Origin of the sequence: Kitasatospora sp. NPDC004723 (genome assembly GCF_040609255.1) — a bacterium.
Taxonomy (GTDB): Bacteria; Actinomycetota; Actinomycetes; order Streptomycetales; family Streptomycetaceae; genus Kitasatospora.
In genome coordinates this window covers 174,888-192,228 of record NZ_JBEXJT010000002.1, presented here as the reverse complement: position 1 = coordinate 192,228, position 17,341 = coordinate 174,888, and the positions used below count along the sequence as shown (strand labels likewise).

At 76.0% G+C, this 17,341-nt stretch carries 18 protein-coding genes; 7 read left to right on the top strand and 11 right to left on the bottom strand.

Translation table 11 applies throughout. The features are described 5' to 3' along the window. Nucleotides 1-28: 28 nt before the first annotated feature. Genes ABZW10_RS03865 through ABZW10_RS03855 form a run of 3 tightly spaced genes read right to left on the bottom strand, consistent with a single transcriptional unit; the run spans nt 29 to nt 1,769 of the window. Nucleotides 29-991, bottom strand: a complete 963-nt coding sequence (locus tag ABZW10_RS03865) for a pirin family protein (protein ID WP_355359432.1) — start codon at nt 989-991, stop codon at nt 29-31. A gap of 23 nt (nt 992-1,014) precedes the next feature. Continuing rightward, nucleotides 1,015-1,464 carry an OsmC family protein gene (locus ABZW10_RS03860; RefSeq protein ID WP_355359429.1) on the bottom strand — a complete coding sequence of 150 codons (450 nt, stop codon included), beginning with the start codon at nt 1,462-1,464 and terminating at the stop codon, nt 1,015-1,017. Continuing rightward, nucleotides 1,461-1,769 (bottom strand): GNAT family N-acetyltransferase, encoded by a 309-nt coding sequence (locus tag ABZW10_RS03855; RefSeq protein WP_355359426.1) that lies wholly within the window; start codon nt 1,767-1,769, stop codon nt 1,461-1,463. Before ABZW10_RS03855 ends, ABZW10_RS03860 begins: the two co-directional genes overlap by 4 nt. Nucleotides 1,770-2,356: 587 nt before the next feature. Here ABZW10_RS03855 and ABZW10_RS03850 point away from each other — a divergent pair. Next, complete coding sequence (locus ABZW10_RS03850; RefSeq protein ID WP_355359423.1) at nt 2,357-2,599, top strand: hypothetical protein; 243 nt, start codon at nt 2,357-2,359, stop codon at nt 2,597-2,599. A 221-nt stretch (nt 2,600-2,820) separates the two neighbouring features. Here ABZW10_RS03850 and pepN read toward each other — a convergent pair whose 3' ends face one another. The 3 genes from pepN to ABZW10_RS03835 all read right to left on the bottom strand — a co-directional run bounded on the left by pepN (nt 2,821) and on the right by ABZW10_RS03835 (nt 7,790). After that, a complete protein-coding gene (gene pepN / locus ABZW10_RS03845) occupies nt 2,821-5,313 on the bottom strand; it encodes an aminopeptidase N (RefSeq protein ID WP_355359420.1) in 2,493 nt (830 codons plus the stop codon). Between the two features lie 83 nt (nt 5,314-5,396). Then, nucleotides 5,397-5,882 (bottom strand): histidine kinase, encoded by a 486-nt coding sequence (locus tag ABZW10_RS03840; protein WP_355359417.1) that lies wholly within the window; start codon nt 5,880-5,882, stop codon nt 5,397-5,399. 210 nt (nt 5,883-6,092) lie between these two features. Beyond that, complete coding sequence (locus tag ABZW10_RS03835; RefSeq protein ID WP_355359414.1) at nt 6,093-7,790, bottom strand: serine/threonine-protein kinase; 1,698 nt, start codon at nt 7,788-7,790, stop codon at nt 6,093-6,095. A 271-nt stretch (nt 7,791-8,061) separates the two neighbouring features. Here ABZW10_RS03835 and ABZW10_RS03830 point away from each other — a divergent pair, with 271 nt between their 5' ends. From ABZW10_RS03830 to ABZW10_RS03815, 4 genes are all read left to right on the top strand, one after another. Beyond that, nucleotides 8,062-8,559, top strand: coding sequence for a GNAT family N-acetyltransferase (locus tag ABZW10_RS03830; protein WP_355359411.1), 498 nt, complete (start codon nt 8,062-8,064; stop codon nt 8,557-8,559). Nucleotides 8,560-8,608: 49 nt separating this feature from the next. Continuing rightward, entirely contained in the window at nt 8,609-9,643 is a 1,035-nt protein-coding gene (locus ABZW10_RS03825; RefSeq protein ID WP_355359408.1) for an NUDIX domain-containing protein, read from the top strand. 131 nt (nt 9,644-9,774) lie between these two features. Continuing rightward, entirely contained in the window at nt 9,775-10,368 is a 594-nt protein-coding gene (locus ABZW10_RS03820) for a histone deacetylase (RefSeq protein ID WP_355359908.1), read from the top strand. A gap of 170 nt (nt 10,369-10,538) precedes the next feature. Beyond that, the gene (locus ABZW10_RS03815) at nt 10,539-11,045 is read left to right on the top strand and encodes an anthrone oxygenase family protein (RefSeq protein ID WP_355359405.1); all 507 of its coding nucleotides are present in this window, start codon (nt 10,539-10,541) and stop codon (nt 11,043-11,045) included. Nucleotides 11,046-11,080: 35 nt separating this feature from the next. On the opposite strand, the gene ABZW10_RS03810 is transcribed toward ABZW10_RS03815, so the two are convergent. After that, on the bottom strand, nt 11,081-12,178 hold the full coding sequence (locus tag ABZW10_RS03810; RefSeq protein WP_355359402.1) for an AraC family transcriptional regulator: 1,098 nt from the start codon (nt 12,176-12,178) through the stop codon (nt 11,081-11,083). Between the two features lie 153 nt (nt 12,179-12,331). Between ABZW10_RS03810 and ABZW10_RS03805 the strand changes: the two genes are divergently transcribed. Continuing rightward, nucleotides 12,332-13,093, top strand: a complete 762-nt coding sequence (locus ABZW10_RS03805) for a CPBP family intramembrane glutamic endopeptidase (RefSeq protein WP_355359399.1) — start codon at nt 12,332-12,334, stop codon at nt 13,091-13,093. A gap of 90 nt (nt 13,094-13,183) precedes the next feature. Here the strand turns inward: ABZW10_RS03805 and ABZW10_RS03800 are convergent, their stop codons facing one another. From ABZW10_RS03800 to ABZW10_RS03790, 3 genes are all read right to left on the bottom strand, one after another. Further along, nucleotides 13,184-13,735 carry an anthrone oxygenase family protein gene (locus ABZW10_RS03800; protein WP_355359396.1) on the bottom strand — a complete coding sequence of 184 codons (552 nt, stop codon included), beginning with the start codon at nt 13,733-13,735 and terminating at the stop codon, nt 13,184-13,186. A 100-nt stretch (nt 13,736-13,835) separates the two neighbouring features. Beyond that, nucleotides 13,836-14,699: an NmrA family transcriptional regulator gene (locus tag ABZW10_RS03795; RefSeq protein WP_355359393.1), complete on the bottom strand. Its 864-nt coding sequence runs from the start codon at nt 14,697-14,699 to the stop codon at nt 13,836-13,838. Nucleotides 14,700-14,767: 68 nt separating this feature from the next. Then, nucleotides 14,768-15,559 carry a putative protein N(5)-glutamine methyltransferase gene (locus ABZW10_RS03790; protein WP_355359390.1) on the bottom strand — a complete coding sequence of 264 codons (792 nt, stop codon included), beginning with the start codon at nt 15,557-15,559 and terminating at the stop codon, nt 14,768-14,770. Nucleotides 15,560-16,010: 451 nt separating this feature from the next. Here ABZW10_RS03790 and ABZW10_RS03785 point away from each other — a divergent pair, with 451 nt between their 5' ends. Then, nucleotides 16,011-16,331 (top strand): hypothetical protein, encoded by a 321-nt coding sequence (locus tag ABZW10_RS03785; protein ID WP_355359387.1) that lies wholly within the window; start codon nt 16,011-16,013, stop codon nt 16,329-16,331. Nucleotides 16,332-16,434: 103 nt separating this feature from the next. Here the strand turns inward: ABZW10_RS03785 and ABZW10_RS03780 are convergent, their stop codons facing one another. Continuing rightward, on the bottom strand, nt 16,435-17,340 hold the full coding sequence (locus tag ABZW10_RS03780; protein WP_355359384.1) for a PfkB family carbohydrate kinase: 906 nt from the start codon (nt 17,338-17,340) through the stop codon (nt 16,435-16,437). Between the last annotated feature and the right edge of the window lies 1 nt (nt 17,341).

The window sequence follows — 17,341 nt, the reverse complement described above, 5'->3', positions numbered from 1 at the left end:
AACGTCATATGCGCCGCGTCTCCGCAGGTCAGCGCACCCGTCCGCGTGCCTTCAGGGGGAGTGCCGGGAGGGCCGGGGCGTGGAGGCGGGCGCCGTCGTAGCCGTGGACCTCGCCGAAGCGGGTGCCCTGCTCCCAGTCGGTGCGGGCCTGGGTGATCTCGTCGCCGGTGCGGCCGATGAAGTTCCACCACATGACGAGTTTTTCGGCGAAGGGTTCGCCGCCGAGGAGGAGGAAGGTGGCGTCGGTGGTGGCGTGGAGGGGGAGGGTGCGGCGGCCGGTGCCGAGGTAGAGCATGGCGCCGGGGTCGAGGGGGACGGTGTCGACGTCGAGGGTGCCGGACATGGTGAGGACGGCGTACTCGAAGTCGGGGTCCAGCGGCAGGCGCAGGTCGGTGCCGGCGGTGAGGGTGAGGTCGGCGCCGACGAGGGGGGTGTGGGTGGTGCCCGGGGAGGTGGCGCCGTCGAGGGTGCCGAGGATGACGGTGGCGGACAGGCCCGGGGCGGTGACGGTGGGCAGGTCGGGGTGGTGTTCGAAGGCGGGTTCGCGGTGGCGGTGGGCGTCGGGCAGGGCGACCCAGAGCTGGGCGCCGTGCAGGAAGCGGGCGTGCGGGCGGGGGGACTCCTCGGAGTGGGAGATCGCCCGCCCGGAGGTCATCAGGCCCAGCTCGCGCGGGCGCACGGTCTGCAGGCTGCCGAGGCTGTCGCGGTGCAGGACCTCGCCGGCGTGCAGCCAGCTGACCGTCTGCAGGCCCATGTGCGGGTGCGGGGGCACCTGCATGCCCGGCTCGTCCGCGATGTCGTCCGGACCGTAGTGGTCCACGAAGCACCACGCCCCCACCATCCGCCGACCCAGGTTCGGCAGGAGACGGCGCACGACGGTGCTGCCGCCGAGGGCCGTCTCGCGCGGGGCCAGGAGTTCGTGGACGGGGCCGCCCGGGGTGTCGGCGCGGCCGCCGCGCACGGTCGGGGTGGCGAGGTCGGGTTCAGCCATGGTGGGCCTCGTTTTCCGGAGGGCTAGCCGCGCGGGGCGGCCGGGACGATGGGGGTGCCGGCGGAGACGGCGCGGGTGACCGGGGTCCGTTCGGCGATGTCGAGCAGGCGGGCGCGCTGGGCGTCGTCGAGGTCGCCGACGAGGTCGATCCGCCGGGTGATGCGGACGGCCTTCTCCGGGCCCTTCTCGTAGCCGAGGTGGACGCGCACGGTGGTCAGCGGCCACTGCTTGCGCTGGGCGTACATCCGCAGGGTGATCGCGGTGCAGGAGCCCAGCGCGGAGAGCAGCAGGCCGACCGGGGTGGTGGCGGTGTCGGCGCCGCCGGCCGACTCGGGCTCGTCGGCGGTCAGCCTGTGGCGGCCGGAGCGGATGTCGACGCGGTAGTCGTCGGTGGTGTTGGTGGCGACGGCGGCTGCGGCGCGGACGAAGCCGGTCTCGGTGTCCGGGACTCCCCCGGTGGCCGCGGCGGTCACAGGCCGAACCGCTCGTGCTGGGCGGCCGGGACGAGGTCGTGGTACTCCGGGTGCTTGGTCAGCCAGCCGCGGATGAACGGGCAGTACGGGAGCACCGCGAGGTCGTTGGCGCGGGCGTCGTCGAGCGCGGCGCGGGCGAGGATGCCGCCGAGGCCCTGACCGCCGAAACGCGGGTCGATCTCGGTGTGGATGAAGGCGATCTCGCCCGCGTGCCGGTGATACTCGGCGAAGCCGGCGAGTTCACCGTCGGCGGTGATCTCGTAGCGGGACTTCTCGGGGTTGTCGGTGACGGTGGGCGTCGTCATCGTGGCCTCCTACGGCTTCGGAGCTTGGCGTCAGAAGTAATTTAGCATTCAACTAAAGGCCGATCAAGGCCGCCCGGCGCGAACCGGGCGGTCGGGGGAAGCCCGAGGGGGACGTCGGGAGGGGACGTCAGGAGAGTGTGATCGGCGGGGGCAGGGGGTGGCAGCCGTCCCAGGAGGCGATCTGGCCGGGCGGGCAGGAGGCCGGGCGAGTCGGCAAGGTGGGTACCGGGCGTGGTGGTACGGTCCACTCCCCCGGGCCGGGGCCCTCGGGCGGGTCGGCGGTCGGCTTGGGCGCCGGCTTGGGGGCCGCGGGCGGGGCAACCGGCGGGGCGGCAGGCGGCTCGACCGGCGGGGGCGCGGGCGCCGCAGGGGGTGCGGGGGGCGCGGGCGCCGCGGGGGGTGCGGTCGGGGCCGCCTTCGGAGGGGCGGTCGGGCGCGGGGACGCCGGGGCCGGCTGAGCCGGTGGGGCGGTCGGGCGCGAGGCGGGTCGGACGGGCGTCGGCTCGGCGGCCGGCGGGGCCGCCGGCTCGGCCGCGGCCGGCGGATCCGGGATCACCGGAGCAGCCGGAACAGCCGGAGCGGAGGGGGTGTCGGACGGCGGGGCTTCGGACGGCGAGGTCTCGGACGGGGCCGGCGCCGCCGCCGTCGGGGACGTCGACACGGTCGGCGGGGCGGTCGGCGAGCCCGTCGGTGACGGCTGCGTGGTGTCCGCCCCGCTCATCGCCCAGCCACCCGCGCCCACCAGCGCCAGCGTGCACACTCCTGCCGCGACGCCGGCGGCGATGCGGCGGCGCCGGGCCGTGGCTCTCCCGTCCGGGTCCTGCGATTGATCGTGCGACTGCTCCTGCGGCTGTTCCTGCTTCTGTAGCTGGTCTTCCTGCACCGTGCCTCGCCCTGTTCGATCTTCGTTCGGAATGCGCGGATGCTAGCAGCGCACACCACCGCTTCCCCACCGTCGGCCGCCCGCTGCAGACGGCAGACGGCAGACGGGGGCCGACGGCGCTGAGCGACCACCCGGGTCGCCCAGCCGCCCGCCCCCGGCCGCCAGGTGCTACCGCTCGGCCAGTGCCCGCGCCCGGACCGCGCGGCGCAGCGTGTCCAGCTGGTCCACCAGGCCGCGCCGGGTCGCCGTCGTGAGGTCCGGGTCGGCCAGGCAGGCCTCGGCCGCCCGCGCCGTCCGGTCGGTCGCGGCGAAGGCGGGGAATCCGGCCCGGGTGAGCACCCGGGCGAGCGCGGGTCCGCGGCGGCCGGACGCCGGTCCCAGCTCCTTGAAGTAGCGCACGGTCAGCTCCTCCAGCAGCTCGGCCTGCTCGGGCTGCCACAGGCCGTCGGCGGTGGCGGTGGCCAGGTAGTTGGAGAGCTCGCCGTGGAACAGCGCCTGCCAGGCGGCCTCCTTGGCCTCCGGGTCGGGCAGCGCGGCGCGGCAGCGGGCGGCGCCCTCCTCGCTGGTGTCGCTGGGGTCGGCGGCGAACTCGGCGGCGATCTCCGGCTCGCCCGCCGCACCGAGCACGCACAGCCGCAGCAGCAGCCGCCAGCGCAGGTCCGGGTCGAGCGCCGGCCCGCCGGGCACCGCGCCGGCCGCCAGCCAGTCGCGCAGTTCGGCGGCCTGCGACGCGTCGGCGGCGGTGGCGATCACGCCGCGCGCGGCCACCAGGCGCAGACCGGTGCGGTCCGGCTCGCCCTCGGTGCGCCGCAGCAGGGTGCGGCAGACCCGGGCCAGCCCGGCCAGTGCCGCCGGGCGGTCGGCCGGCGGCACCGCGCAGTCCACCACGAACCCGTGGGCGAAGGAGAGCACCGCGTCCACCAGGTGCACGGAGGTCTCGCCGGGCAGGTGGTCGGCGACCAGCTCCAGGTACTCGCCGGGCGCCAGCTCCCCGTCGCGCACCTGGTCGCGGGCGGCGCTCCAGAGCACCGCGCGGGCCAGCTCCTCGGGCACGGCGCCGAGCGAGGAGCGCACGGTCCGCCAGGAGTCGGGATCGAGGCGGATCTTGACGAAGCTGAGGTCGGTGTCGTTGAGCAGGGTCAGCTCGGCGGCGGCCACCGGCTGCGGCACGGCGCCGTCCGCCGACAGGTCGAGCGGCACCCGGTCGGCCAGTTCCAGGGTGCCGTCGGCGGTGCGGCGGTAGTGGCCCACGGTCAGCTGGTGCGGGCGCGGGACGCCGTCGGCGGCGGTGTGCTCGATGCGGCCGTCGGCCACCCGCAGGGTGTCCACGCCGGTGGTGCGCAGCCAGCGGTCGGCCCAGCCGTGGACGTCGCGGCCGCTGGCCGCCGTCAGCGCCCGGAGCAGGTCGTCGAGGGTGGCGTTGCCGAAGGCGTGCGCGTCGAAGTGGTCGTTGACTCCGGCCAGGAAGGTCTCCTCGCCGAGCCAGGCCACCAGCTGGCGCAGCGCGGCGGCGCCCTTGGCGTAGGAGATGCCGTCGAAGTTCTGCAGCGCCTGCGCGGTGTCCTCCACCGTGGTGGGTGCCACCGGGTGGGTGGAGGGGCGCTGGTCGGCGTCGTAGCCCCAGGTCTTGCGGTTGGCGGCGAAGCCGGTCCAGGCGGCGCCGAAGCGGGTGGAGGCGGCGGTGACGCTGTAGGCCATGTACTCGGCGAAGGACTCGTTCAGCCAGAGGTCGTCCCACCACTTCATGGTGACCAGGTCGCCGAACCACATGTGCGCCATCTCGTGGATCACCACCAGGGCGCGCTCCTCGCGCTTGGTGTCGTCGACGGCGGAGCGGAAGACGTACTCGTCGCGCAGGGTGACGCAGCCGGGGTTCTCCATCGCGCCGGCGTTGAACTCCGGGACGAAGCACTGGTCGTAGCTGTCGAAGGGGTAGCGGTGCCGGAAGGCCCGGTGGTAGTGGTCGAAGCCCTGCCGGGTGATCTCCAGCAGCTCGGGGGCGTCGGCGTCCAGGTGGGCGGCGAGCGAGCGGCGGCAGTGCAGGCCGAGCGGGATCCCGTCGTGCTCGGCGCGCACCGAGTGCAGCGGGCCGGCCACCACAGAGACCAGGTAGCTGCTGATCGGCGGGGTGGGCGCGAACTCCCAGCGGCCGGGCGCGACCTGGTCGGACACGCCGTTGCCGACCACGGTCCACGGCTGCGGCGCGGTGACGGACACCGTGTACCGCGCCTTGAGGTCGGGCTGGTCGAAGGAGGCGAACACCCGCGGGCCGTCGTCGAGGAAGGACTGGGTGTAGACGTAGTCCTCGCCGTCGGCGGGGTCGGTGTAACGGTGCATGCCCTCGCCGGTGTGCGAGTAGGCCATGTCGGCCTCGACGGTGAGTTCGTTCTCGGCCGCCAGGCCGGTCAGCCGGAAGCGCCCGGCCCGCAGCGCGGCGACGTCGAGCTCACGACCGTTCAGCACGACCCGGTGGAGCACGGACGGCTTGACGTCCACCTGGGTCCCGGCGCCCGGGGCGGTGCAGCCGAAGCGGATCACCGTGGTCGAGCCGAACACCTCCCGACCGCGGGTCAGGTCGAGGTCGACGTGGACCGTGCGGACGTCGAGCAGCTGGTGGCGTTCGACGGCCTCGGCCCGGGTGAGTACTGAGGTATCAGACATATCGAGCATGTTGCTCCCTCCGGCGGCGAACGACACCTGGTTTTCCGTTCCGGGCGCACCGCGGTGCTCAGCGGCGCGGCGGGCTACTCGGCGGCGCGGCGGGCCGCCTTGACACGCTCGGCCAGTTCGGCGGCCGGGATGCGGCGGGGCGTGCTGCCGTGGCGGGCGGCCAGCGCGTCGGCGGGGTCCGGCGAGGTCTCCGCGAGGTCGAGCACCAGCATGCTGTGCCCCTCGTCCACCTCCTCGCTGAGCACGATCAGCCCGGCGCCGCCCTCGTGGTCGCGCCAGCTCTCGGCGGCGTTGCCGATCGCCGTCCCGGCGGCCCAGCCCAGCAGGACGCCGATCGGGCCGCCGAGCAGTCCGGCGAGGCCGCCGACCACGCCCGCGCCCACGGTCGGCGCGCCCGCGCCGCGCACCTGGCTGGCGGGGAAGTCCAGGGTGCCGTCGGCCAGGCGCTCGACGATCGCGGACTGGCGCAGGCCCGGCAGGTGGGCGGCCTCGTCGAAGGCGGCCCGGCAGGCGGCGCGGTCGGTGAAGTCGAGCAGCAGGACGTGGTGGTTCTCGCTCATGGTCGCGACGGCTCCTCGCTCGGCGGTCGGTGGGTCGGTCGGTCGGTGCCGGGGCGCGGCGGCGCGGCACGGGACCAGTCCAGCATCGTCCACCGCCGGGTCGCCCGCCCTGTGCTGGTGCACCGTCCGTGGTTGTCCCGGCCCCTCCCGACGCGTCCCGGTCGGGTGGCCGGCGCGCTGGCGGGCGCGGTGGCCGGCGCGGTGGCGGGCTCAGTCGGCGGCGAAGGTGCGGCGCACGTTCCCCTTGGTGTCCGCCAGCAGGTAGCCGCTGTTGTGGTACTCGTCGGAGAGGTAGACCCGGATGCTCGCCACACCGTCGCCCGGGAAGGTGTCGATGACCAGGTAGCGGCTGGTCGGGTCCTTCACGTTGAGGGTGTCGTTGGCCTTCTTCAGCAGGGCGGGGACGACGTCCCAGTCGTACTGCGCGAGGTCCACCGGCTTGTCCTTGCCCATCGGCCCGCCGGTGCGCTTGGTGACCTTGCCGTCCCGGTAGTCGTACCAGTCGTAGTTACGACCGTCGGCGGTCGGCACCTGGGCGTTGGCGTAGCCCGGGTAGACGTTGAGCGCCTTGACCTTCGTACCGCCGCTCTGCCCGGTGATCGCCGCGACGACGGTTCGGACGCCGTCCGGGGTCATCAGGTCCTTGGAGGTGTTCGCCGACGGCTTGGCGGCCGGGGTGGCGGAGGTGGTGCCCGCCGCGGGCGGCGTGAGGGAGGGCGGGACGGCCGGGCCGGTGAACGCGGTGGTGTCCCCCGGGACCGCCGGGGAGCCGGCCGCACCGGCGGAGGCCGACGACCCGCTCGGGGCGCCGTCCGTGCCGGCCGTGCCGCCGGTCCCGTCGGGGCGCAGCGCCCAGGCGAGCACGCCCGCCAGGGCGACCCCAGTGACGGCGAGGGTGACGGCGGCGCCGGTCCGGCGGCGTCTCGGCGGAGGCGGCATCGCGGCCGGGCCGGTCGGGCCGAGGTACTGGGTCCCGGTCCCGTCGGCGGTCCCGCCCCCGCCGGGCGCGGGGAGGTACGCCGTGCCCGACGGGCCGGCGTACTGGCCCGGGTACGGTCCGGCACCGGCGCCCGTCTCGGCCGCCGCGAGCGCCTGGTCGAGCTGCGCGGCATCCGGCCGCGCCGCCGGGTCACGGGCCAGCAGCGCGGCCAGCACCGGCCCCAGCGGCCCGCAGTGGGTCGGCGGCGGCAGCGGCTCGTCGAGCACGGCGGCGAGCGTGGCCAGCGAGGTGGACCGGCGCAGCGGGTGGTGGCCCTCGACCGCGACGTACAGCAGCATGCCGAGCGACCACAGGTCGGAGGACGGGTTGCCCTCCTCGCCGCGGATCCGCTCCGGCGCGATGTACTCGGGCGAGCCGATCAGCGCACCGGTGGCGGTGAGCGCGGTGGCGTCCTGCATCGCGGCGATGCCGAAGTCGGTGAGGACGGGGGTGCCGTCGGCGCGCAGCAGCACATTGGCGGGTTTGACGTCGCGGTGCTGGATGCCGGCCGCGTGCGCGGCGCGCAGCGCGGCCAGCACGCCGCGGCCGATCCGGGCGGCCTCGGGGACGGTGAGCGGGCCGCGGGCGATCCGGTCGGCGAGGCTGCCGCCGGTGGCCAGCTCCATGACCAGCCACGGGTGGGGGTGGCCGGGCGTGTCGACGATGTGGTGGATCACCGCGACGTTGGGGTGCTGGAGGCGGGCGAGCGCCCGGGCCTCGCGCAGCACGCGCTCGCGCAGTTCGTGGGCGGCGGCGGGGTCGGCCGCGGCCATGGCCGGATCCGGCGGGCGGACCTCCTTGAGCGCGACCTCGCGGTGCAGCATGGTGTCGCGGGCGCGCCAGACCAGGCCCATGCCTCCGCCGCCGAGTCGTTCCAGCAGTTCGAAGCGGTTGTCGACGAGCCGCGTCTCCGGCGCCCCAGTGTTCATGCCGGACATCGTAGGGGCCGCCATGGACAGCGGCGGCGGCCACCCGGACGGCCCGGCGCTCCGTGGACGCCCCGTCCGCGCCCGAGTCTGCGTCACGGCGGGCAAGGGGGGCGGGGCTCGGGGCGTGCAGGCCCGGCGGTCCGTCGGTCCGGGTCCTGCGGTCCCTGCTCAGCCGCCCCGCCCCGCCCGGCCCCCGGGGGTTCCGGGCCGGGTGCGGGCGGGTAGGGGCCACCAGCACCGGGGCAGCGCGCGACGGACGGAGGTGACCGGGTTGGGTCGGGACTCGGCGGGTGGCGGGGTACGGCCGGCCGGGCCCGGGGACGCCGACGAGTTGTTGCGGCTGCGGGTCGCGGTGCTGGACGGCGGACCGCTCGACGAGGCGTGGCGCACCACCTTCCGCGAGGACATGCGCGCCCGGCTGGGCCGCGACCCGGACCTGCTCGCCTACGTGGTGCCGGCCGACGGCGGCGGGCTGGCCGCCTGCGCGATCGGCATCGTCTACCGCGGCTACCGGGGCCCGACCCACCCGACGGGGCGGTGGGGGCGGATCCACACGGTGGTCACCGACCCGGCGCACCGGCGGCGCGGGCACGCCCGGGCCGTGACGGCGGCGCTGGTCGAGGCGCTCGGGGCGTGCGGCTGCGGGTCCATCGAGCTGCGGGCCACCGAGGCCGGGGCCCCGCTGTACCGGACGCTCGGCTTCGGGCCGGTGGACGGGTACATGCGGCTGGACCTCGGTGCCACACGACCACCGCCCGGCGGCCACTGACGCGCCGCCGGCCCGTGGGCCCACCCGTCCCGTCGAAGGAGGCCTCCAGGTGGAACGTTCGTCCCGCCCCTCGCCGCTCACCGCCGAACCCGCCGCAGCCGAACCCGCCGTCAACGTGCCCGCCGTCAACGTGCCCGCCCCCGCCGAGCATGCCGCCGCCGCGCTCGTCGCCGCCGTGCTCGTCACCGACACGCTCGGCCGGGTCCTGCTGCTGCGCCGTCCGGACGGCGGCTGGGAGCTGCCGTCCGCCCCCGTCCGCCCGGCCGAGACGCCGGCGGCGGCGGCCGTTCGCACGCTGGCCGAGGTCTGCGGGGTGACCGCCGAGGCGGTGCGGCCGGCCGGGGTGTTCGAGGACGGACCCGACGACGGCGGGCCCCACCCGGCGCGGCGGCAGGTGTTCGCGCTGTCGGCAAGCGCGCCCGGCGCGTTGCACCGGCTCGTGCTCCCCCGGCACGCCACGCACGCCTGGTTCTTCACGGACAACCTGCCCGGTGTCTCCCCCGCCACCGTCCGGTTCCTGCGGGCGCACGCTCCGGCCCGCCCGCACCTGCCGCGCCCCCAATGGCTGGCCACGACGCCGCGCGCGTGGCTGTGCACGGCCGCCGTGGTGACCGCGCCGGACGGCCGGCTGCTGATGGTCATGCCGCGGGTCCGGGAGCCGGACCGGCGGCCGGACGCCGGACGGTGGAACTTCCCGGGCGGTGTGCTCGACGCCCATGAGGACTCGCCGACCGGGGCGGCCCGTGAACTGCGGGAGGAGACCGGACTCGACCGGCCGCCCGGACCGCTGCTCGCGGTGGTCTGGCAGCATCCGGCCCCGGGCGCGGACCACCCCATCGTGCAGTTCTTCCACGATTTCGGGACCGCCGACCCCAGGGCGGTCCGGCTCCACTGCCCGGACGGGGAGATCACCGACTGGGCCTGGTTCCACCCGGGCGAGGACCTGGACGCCGCGGCCGGTCCGGCCCGGGGGTACGCGGCGCGGAAGGCGCTGGCGGCCCGCGCGGCCGGGCGCGCCGTCACCGCGAGCTACCCGCCCGGGCTCGGGTCTGTCGTCCGCGCTCCCCGCGGGTCGGGCGGGTAGCGTCACCGGCCGTGGAGCAGATCCGACCGCTCGTCGGCCCGCCGTCCGACCCCGTGCCCGCCGAAGCGCCGCCCGCCGACCCGCCCCCGGCCGCGCCGCCGCTGCTCTGGTACGCCGCGTACGGCTCGAACATGCACGCCGGGCGGCTCGCCTGCTACCTGCGCGGCGGGCGGCCCGAGGAGGGCGAACGGGACTACCCCGGCTGCCGCGACGCCCGGCCGCCCCGGCGTTCGGTGCCGGTGCGGCTGCCCGGGCTGCTCTACTTCGCCCTGGAGTCGCGGACCTGGGGCGGCGGCATGGCGCTCCACGACCCGCAGCGCCCCGGCACCGTGCCCGCTCGGGCATACCTGCTGACCGCCGAACAGTTCAGCGACATCGCCGCCCAGGAGATGGGCGGCGGGCCGGGCACCGACCTCGACCTGGCCACCGTGCTGCGGACCGGGCGCGACCCTCAGGGGCCGGGCCGGTACCAGACCCTGGTGTGCCCCGGCACGCTGGACGGCGTCCCCGTGCTGACGTTCACCGCCCCGTGGTCCCTGGCCGAGGCCCCGCTCAACCCCCCGCGCGCCCGCTACCTGCGCAACCTCGCCACCGGACTGGCCGAGGCGCACGGCTGGTCGCCGCGCCGCACCGCCGCCTACCTGAGCACCCGCCCGGGCGCCGCCGGGCACTGGACCGTCGACACGCTGCTCGCCGCGCTCGCCGGGCGGCGCACCGGAGGCTGAGCCTCCGCGGTCGGGTTCCGGCCGCCCGGCCATGACCATTCGTCATCATCATTGCCCTATCGGCCAATTCGGTGGGCAAGCGGCCGTTCGATGACGGATGATCGGCACTCGGGGCCGCTTCGACCGGGCGGCGCCGACCGAGAGGACGGGGGCAGGGCGGCATGGAGGCGATGCGGGTCTTCGCACTGGTGGCGGCGACCGTCACCACCGGAGTGACCTCCGGGCTCTTCTACACCTACGCCTCGCTGACTCCGGGGCTTCGCACGGCTGACAGTCTCACGGTGGTCCAGGTGATGCAACGACTCAACGTGGCCGTCCTCAACGGGTGGTACCTGCTGGGTTTCGTCGGCGCGCTGGTGTTCACGGGCGCGTCCGTCCTGCTGCACCTGCCGAGCGACGCACGCCAGGCGCTGCCGGCGTCGGTCGGCGCGCTGGTCTGCTACACCGGCTCGCTGGTGGCGACCAGGGTGGTCAACCTCCCGCTGAGCCAGGCACTGGCGGACGCCGACCGATCGGGCGGGGCGGGCCGGGAGGACCGGGCGTGGCACGCCGAGTCGTTCGACCGGTGCGGCGCGCGGCGGATGCGGTGGACCGCAGCGCGGGCGCTGCTGTCCACCGCGGCGCTCGGCTTCCTCTGCTGGGCGCTGGTCCTGCACTGCGACATGAGGCCGAACTGAGGCGCCCGGCAATCCGGTTGGACCCTCTTCGGCGCTCAGCCGGCCGCCAGCACCACCGTGGTGGGCCCGGGTCGGGACGATGACGCCCCGGCGCCCGCCGCCGCCCCGGCCGCCCCGGCCGCCCCGGCCGGAGCATCCCCCCGAGCGCTCCCCGGAACGCCGTCCGGGCCGGCGTCCGGAGCTCCGGCGGCAGCTAGCCGGCGGTGTTCCTGCGGGGTCAGCCCCCGCACCCGCTTGAACGCGGTGCTGAGCGCGAACGCGTCGCCGTAGCCGACCCGCCGGGCCACGGCCGCGATGGTGAGCTCCGGGTCGCGCAGCAGGTCGGCGGCCACCGTCAGCCGCCAGTTCGCCAGGTAGGCCATCGGCGGCTCGCCGACCAGCGCCGTGAACCGCCGGGCCAGCCCGGCCCGGGAGACCCCGACCTCGGCGGCGAGCGACGCCACCGTCCACGGCCGGGCCGGGTCGTCGTGCAGCAGCCGCAGCGCGGGACCGACCACCTCGTCGGCCTGGGCCCGCAGCCAGCCGGGCGCATCGGCGTCCGGGGCGGCCAGCCAGCCGCGCAGCACCCCGACCACCAGGAGGTCCAACAGCCGGTCCAGCACCACCTCCTGGCCGGGCTCGGCCCGGGTGACCTCGGTGGCGAGCAGCCGGACCAGGGTGTCCTCGGTGGTGTTCACCCCGGCCGGTCGCACCAGCAGGGTCGGCAGGTGGGCCAGCAGCCGGCGGCCGATCTCGTGCTCGGCCAGGTAGGTGCCGGTCAGCATCACCGACGGGTGCTCGTCGCCCGGCCGGCTCTCGCCCCAGGTCCGCACCCCGAGGGCCATCGAGGTGGCGACACCGACGCCGTCCTTGGAGCAGATCTGCCCGGGTCCGATGACGATCTCCGGCTCGGTCCGCGGATCGTCCGCGACGGTGTAGGCGTCCGGCCCGCGCAGCAGCGCGAGGTCCCCCGGCCGGACCAGCACCGGCTGCCCGCCGTCGGGCAGGATCCACGCCTCGCCGTCCAGCATGGTGAGCAGCGACAGTGGCGCGCGGTCCTCGATCCGCAGCGCCCACGGCGTGCTGAGGACGGAGCGCAGCACGAACGCGCCGCGGGCCTTGGGGCCGTCGAGCAGCCCGGTCAGGGTGTCCATGGCGGGCAAGCCTAGGGGGTCCCGACGTGCCGTGCGCGACAGTTGATCGACTGTCGCGCCCGCCCTGCGGCCCCGCCGCCCGGCCCGACCCCGCACCGTCGGTGCCCGGAATCGCGGGGCTCCGGGACCCGGGGTGTGGCCTATGCTCGCAGCATGGTGACGCGCTGGGGAGAGCACGTGCGCCGTCGCCCGGTGCTCGGGGCGGTGGAACTCGCGTTGGGGTGGCAGGGCGTGGTGGTGCTGGTGGCGAAGGTGCTGCCTGCGCTGACGCCGCACTGGTTCCCGCAGTTGGGTCCGACGGTGGTCAACCTGGTGGCCGCCGCGGCGGCACTGGTACTGCTGCGGGCCTGGGGGATGATGCGGGTCGCGGGGGTGGCGACCTGGGGCGGGCTCGCCCGCTGGCCGGTGCTGCTGCCGGTCGTGGCGGTGTCCGGCCTCGCGGCGCTGCCCAGTCTCGAAGGCGACACGCCGACGCTGATCGGCGGCGTGGTGCTCACCCTCGGCATCGGCCTCAGTGAGGAGCTCGGCTACCGGGCGCTGGTCCTCCAGGTCGCACGACCGCTGGGCGCGGTGCGCTCGGTGGTCCTGAGCGCGGTGCTGTTCGGGGCGGCCCACCTGGACAACTACCTGTTCTTCGGGGCGTCCTGGAACGACACCCGGTGGCAGCTGCTGTCCGCGGGTCTGTTCGGGTTCTGCCTCGGCGCGGCACGCCTCGTCATCGGGAGCGTCTGGCCGCTGGTCCTGGTGCACGCCCAGGCGGACTACCTGGGGATCTACTCGCCCGGCCGAACACCCGACTGGCTGCAGGGACTTGACATGATCGTCAGCCTCGCGCTGGGCCTCGTGCTGCTGCGCCGGCAGGTGCGGGGGCTGCCGGCACCGGAACCGGCCGGCGGTGCTCCGGTCCAGCTGTAGCCACGAGCCTTCCGCCCAGGTGTCGCGAACCACGGGTTCTCACCGGGGACGCCGCTCCACGACGGCGGGCGGGTCGGCGCGGCCGACCGCTCAGCGGCCAGGGCGGCGGTGGACCAGGAGGGCGCGGGTGAGGGCGGCCAGGGCGGCGGTGCAGAGCACGGTGCGGGCGATGTTGGCGGTCGTCCAGGTGGGCACGAAGGCGGCCCGGACGGCGGCGAGGTCGGTGATGGCGGCGGGGTCCCCGGCCGCGGCGAGCCGGTCGTTGAGCGGGATGTTGACGGCGGCGGTGAGGACGAGCGCGGCGAGGTAGAGGACGGTCGCCACGGCCGTCCACAGGGTGGCGGCGCGCCGCCCGGAGCGGTGCAGCAGCCAGGTGCCGACGGCGGGCATGGCGAGGGCGCCCACGAAGACCGCGCCGAAGACGGGGTTGGTGATGGCGGTGTTGATGTTCTGCATCGCGGTCACACAGGTGCGGTCGTCCCCGGCGGCGAGGCCGGGCATCACGGACACGTCGAAGGCGAAGAAGAGGCCGGACATCAGGCCCATCGCGGTGGCGGCGGTGGCGAGCACCGGTCCGGTGGCGGCGAGCTCGCGGGCGGGGGCGGCGACGGCAGCCGTGGCAGCGGCAGCGGTGGCGGGCATGAGCGGGCTCCAGGAGGTGTCGGGGCGGGCGGCGGCCCGGGGACCAGGTGCGGGATCCCCGGGCCGCAGGGTGCTGAACTGCGGGGCTCGGCAGGGGTGTTCAGACCTTCCAGACGCCGGAGGCAGCGGCGTCCCGGGCGAAGTCGGCGAAGTCGCGCGGCTCCCGGCCGAGCGCCCGCCGTACGCCGTCCGCCAGGCTGGCGTTGCGGCCGTCCAGGATCATCGTGAACAGGTCGGCGAAGTCGCCGGGCAGACCGAGGGCCGCCAGCATCGCGCGGCACTCCTCGACGGTGATCGCCGTGAAGCGGATCTCCCGCCCGGTCGCCGCGGAGAGTTCGGCGGCGGCGTCCGCGAAGGAGAGCAGGCGCGGGCCGGTCAGCTCGTAGATCTCGCCGTCGTGGCCGTCCTCGGTGAGCGCCGCCACGGCGACGTCGGCGATGTCGTCCGCGTCGACGAACGGCTCGACGGCGGTGCCGGTCGGCAGCGCCAGCTCACCCGCGAGCACCGCCTCCAGGAAGAAGCTCTCGGAGAAGTTCTGGGCGAACCACGAGCAGCGGACCACCGTCCAGCCGGTACCGGCCGCGGCGACCGCCGCCTCGGCGGCCTGCGCGGCCTCCTCGCCCCGCCCGGAGAGCAGCACCAGGTGGTCGACCCCGGCCTTGGCGGCGTGCCGGGCGAAGGCCCCGACGGTCTCGACCGCGCCGGGGAAGGCGAGGTCGGGGTAGTAGGCGAGGTAGGCGGCGCCGACACCGTCGAGAGCGGCGTCCCAGGTGGTGTCGTCGTCCCAGTCGAACGGGACCGGCGCGGTGCGCGAGCCGATCCGGGCGGTGTGGCCGAGCGCGGTGAGGCGCTCGGCCACGCGTCGGCCGGTCTTGCCGGTCCCGCCGGTGACCAGGACGGTCCGGGCGGCGGTGGTGGAGGTGCTGGGCTGCCGGGTGCTGTTCGCGTTCGCGTTCTCGTTCATGGGCATCAGTCAACTCCGCGCGCCACCGCCCGGACATGGCTGTCGCGCTCAGCCGCATGTGTGCGCGTCTACGGGCGGACGGCGGTGACCACGGTGGCGTCGAGGTCGTCGTCGTGGCCGAGGGCGGCGGTCAGGCCGGCGGCGGTGACCACACCGAGGGCGGTGGCGGCCTGCCGGCCGCTGGTCTCGAAGAGCAGGGCGCCGCCCGGGGCGAGCCAGTGCGGGGCGTCGGCGGCCACCCGGCGCAGCACGTCCAGGCCGTCGGCGCCGCCGTCCAGTGCCGGGCGGGCCTCGAACAGCCGGGCCTCGGCCGGCAGCAGCGCGATGTCGGCGGTGGGCACGTACGGGACGTTGGCGAGCAGCACGTCCACCCGGCCGCGCAGGCCGGAGGGCAGCGCGTCGAAGAGGTCTCCCTCGAACACCTCGGCGCCGCTCGACGCGAGGTTGCGACGGGCGCAGCGGACGGCGGCGGGGTCGAGGTCGGCGGCGTACAGCCGGACAGGGTGGCCCGCGGTGGCGGCGAGCGCCGCGCCGAGGGCGCCGGTGCCGCAGCACAGATCGACCACCAGCGCGTTCTCGCGGGCGAGCGCGCCGGCGGCGCGGGCCAGGAACTCGCTGCGCCGCCTGGGGACGAAGACGCCGGGGTCGACGGCGATCCGCAGACCGGCGAACTCGGCCCAGCCGGCGACGTGTTCGAGCGGTCGGCCGGCGGCCCGGTCATGGACCATGGCGGCGAGTTCGGCGGGCGTCGCGGCGGCGGCCAGCAGGATGCGGGCCTCGTCCTCGGCGAAGACGCAACCGGCGGCGCGAAGCCGGGCGGTGACGGTGGAGCGGAGGTCGGTGGACGGGTGGACAGGCAAGGGAACCCCTCGGAGCACAGGTGGGAGGACGTCGTCCGACCCGGGGCTCCCGCCCCATGCCTGGCCCGATGGCGGACGCTCCCGCGCGCTCCGGACTGCGGCCGGCGCTACGGCCGGGCGTGGTCCCGCACGAGGGTGTCGCCGTCGCGGCCGGGGAGCACCCGTTCCGGCACAGCGGTCATGGGTTCTCACCTCCCCGTCTCTACTCGCTCTCTTGTGGCGCCCGTCACCCTACCGCACCCGCGGCGCGGGTGCGCCCGGTTTTTCGCGGTGCTCGGGCCACCGACTCGGCGGGTGTCCGAAGCTCTTCGGGTGAACCAGCGGTCCCGTGCGGGCGGCCGGTACCGGGCCGGGGTACCCGTCACCGGGAGCGGCGAGGCGCCGACCGCTCGGGCTTCGGGCTTCGGGCTCCCGGTGACGTACCCCCATCGACCCAGTACGGGAGTTCCCCATGCGCATGCGTTTCGGTCCCCGCGCGGCCCTCGTGGCCACCGCCGGCGTCCTCGCCCTGTCCTTCGTCAACATTCCGACCGCCTCGGCGGCGCCCGGCGTCGTGATCCAGGAGAACGGCAGCCAGTTCAAGCAGACCCGGGACCCGCAGGGCGGCCAGTGCTACCCCGGCCTCGGCGCCGACACCGCGATCGCCAACCGGACCGGCGGCACCATCCTGCTGTTCCCCGACGGCAACTGTCAGACCAAGATCCTCAACCCCCTGGGCCCGGGCGAGTTCCGGCCGGACGAGCACGTTGGCAGCTTCCTGGCCCTGGACTGACGGACCGCGCCGCCCCGCCCCCTCGTACCGCCGAGGGGGCGGGGCGGCGTCGTGGGCGGCCGGCACCGGGCCGCTGCGGGTCGGCCCCGGTGGCGCGGGTGACTCAGTCCGGCGGGCAGGACGCACCGGGTGAGGCCAGCACCCGCGCCGCACAGCGGTGCCCCCGCGCTGCGGCCTCGCGCAGCCCGGCCTCGCCGAGCCCGGTGCCCGTCAGCCGGCCGTCCAGGAAGGCGGCGAGGAAGCCCGCCGCGAAGGCGTCGCCCGCGCCGGTGAGGTCGCGGACCTCGCCGGCCGGCGGCACCGGCACGGTGAACGGCCGCTCCCCCGGCACGTCGACGGTGGTCGCCTCGGCGCCGGACTTGGTGACCACCGTGGTGGCCGCCAGCCGGGCGCGCTGCGGCCCGGGGCGCCCGTCGGTGAGCAGCCCCAGGTACGCGGACTCCTCGCGGTTGGCGAACAGCAGGCTGGGCGCGAGGTCGGCGGCGAGGGTCAGGAAGCGCTCGCGGCCGAAGCCCTCCAGCATGCCGGTCGAGGAGGCGTCCAGCGAGGTGGTGCCGCCGGCCGCGCGGACCCGGCGCAGCGCGTCGACGGCCGCCGTGCCGACCGGCTCGCCGTCGAAGGAGTAGGCGGGCACGTGCAGGTGGGTCAGCCCGTCCAGCCAGGCGTCCGGGACGGTCTCCAGCAGGGTGGCCGCGCCCCGGTCGGGGAGCATGGTGCGCTCACCGGCGTCGTCGATGAGGACCACGATGCTGCCGGTCCGCCCGTGCCGCGCGACCCGGACGTCCACGCCGTGGCCGGCCAGTTCGGCGGCCAGGCCGTGCCCGGCCGGGTCGTCGCCGACGCAGCCGAGGAACCTCGTCGGGCACTGTCCGGCGGCGAAGGCGGCGACGTTGGCGGCGCTGCCGCCGCGCTGCCGGAAGACCCGGGCGTCGGAGTCGGTGCCGTGCCGCAGTGGGCCGGCCACCCAGACGACGATGTCCTCCACGAGGTCGCCGAGCACTCCGAGCACG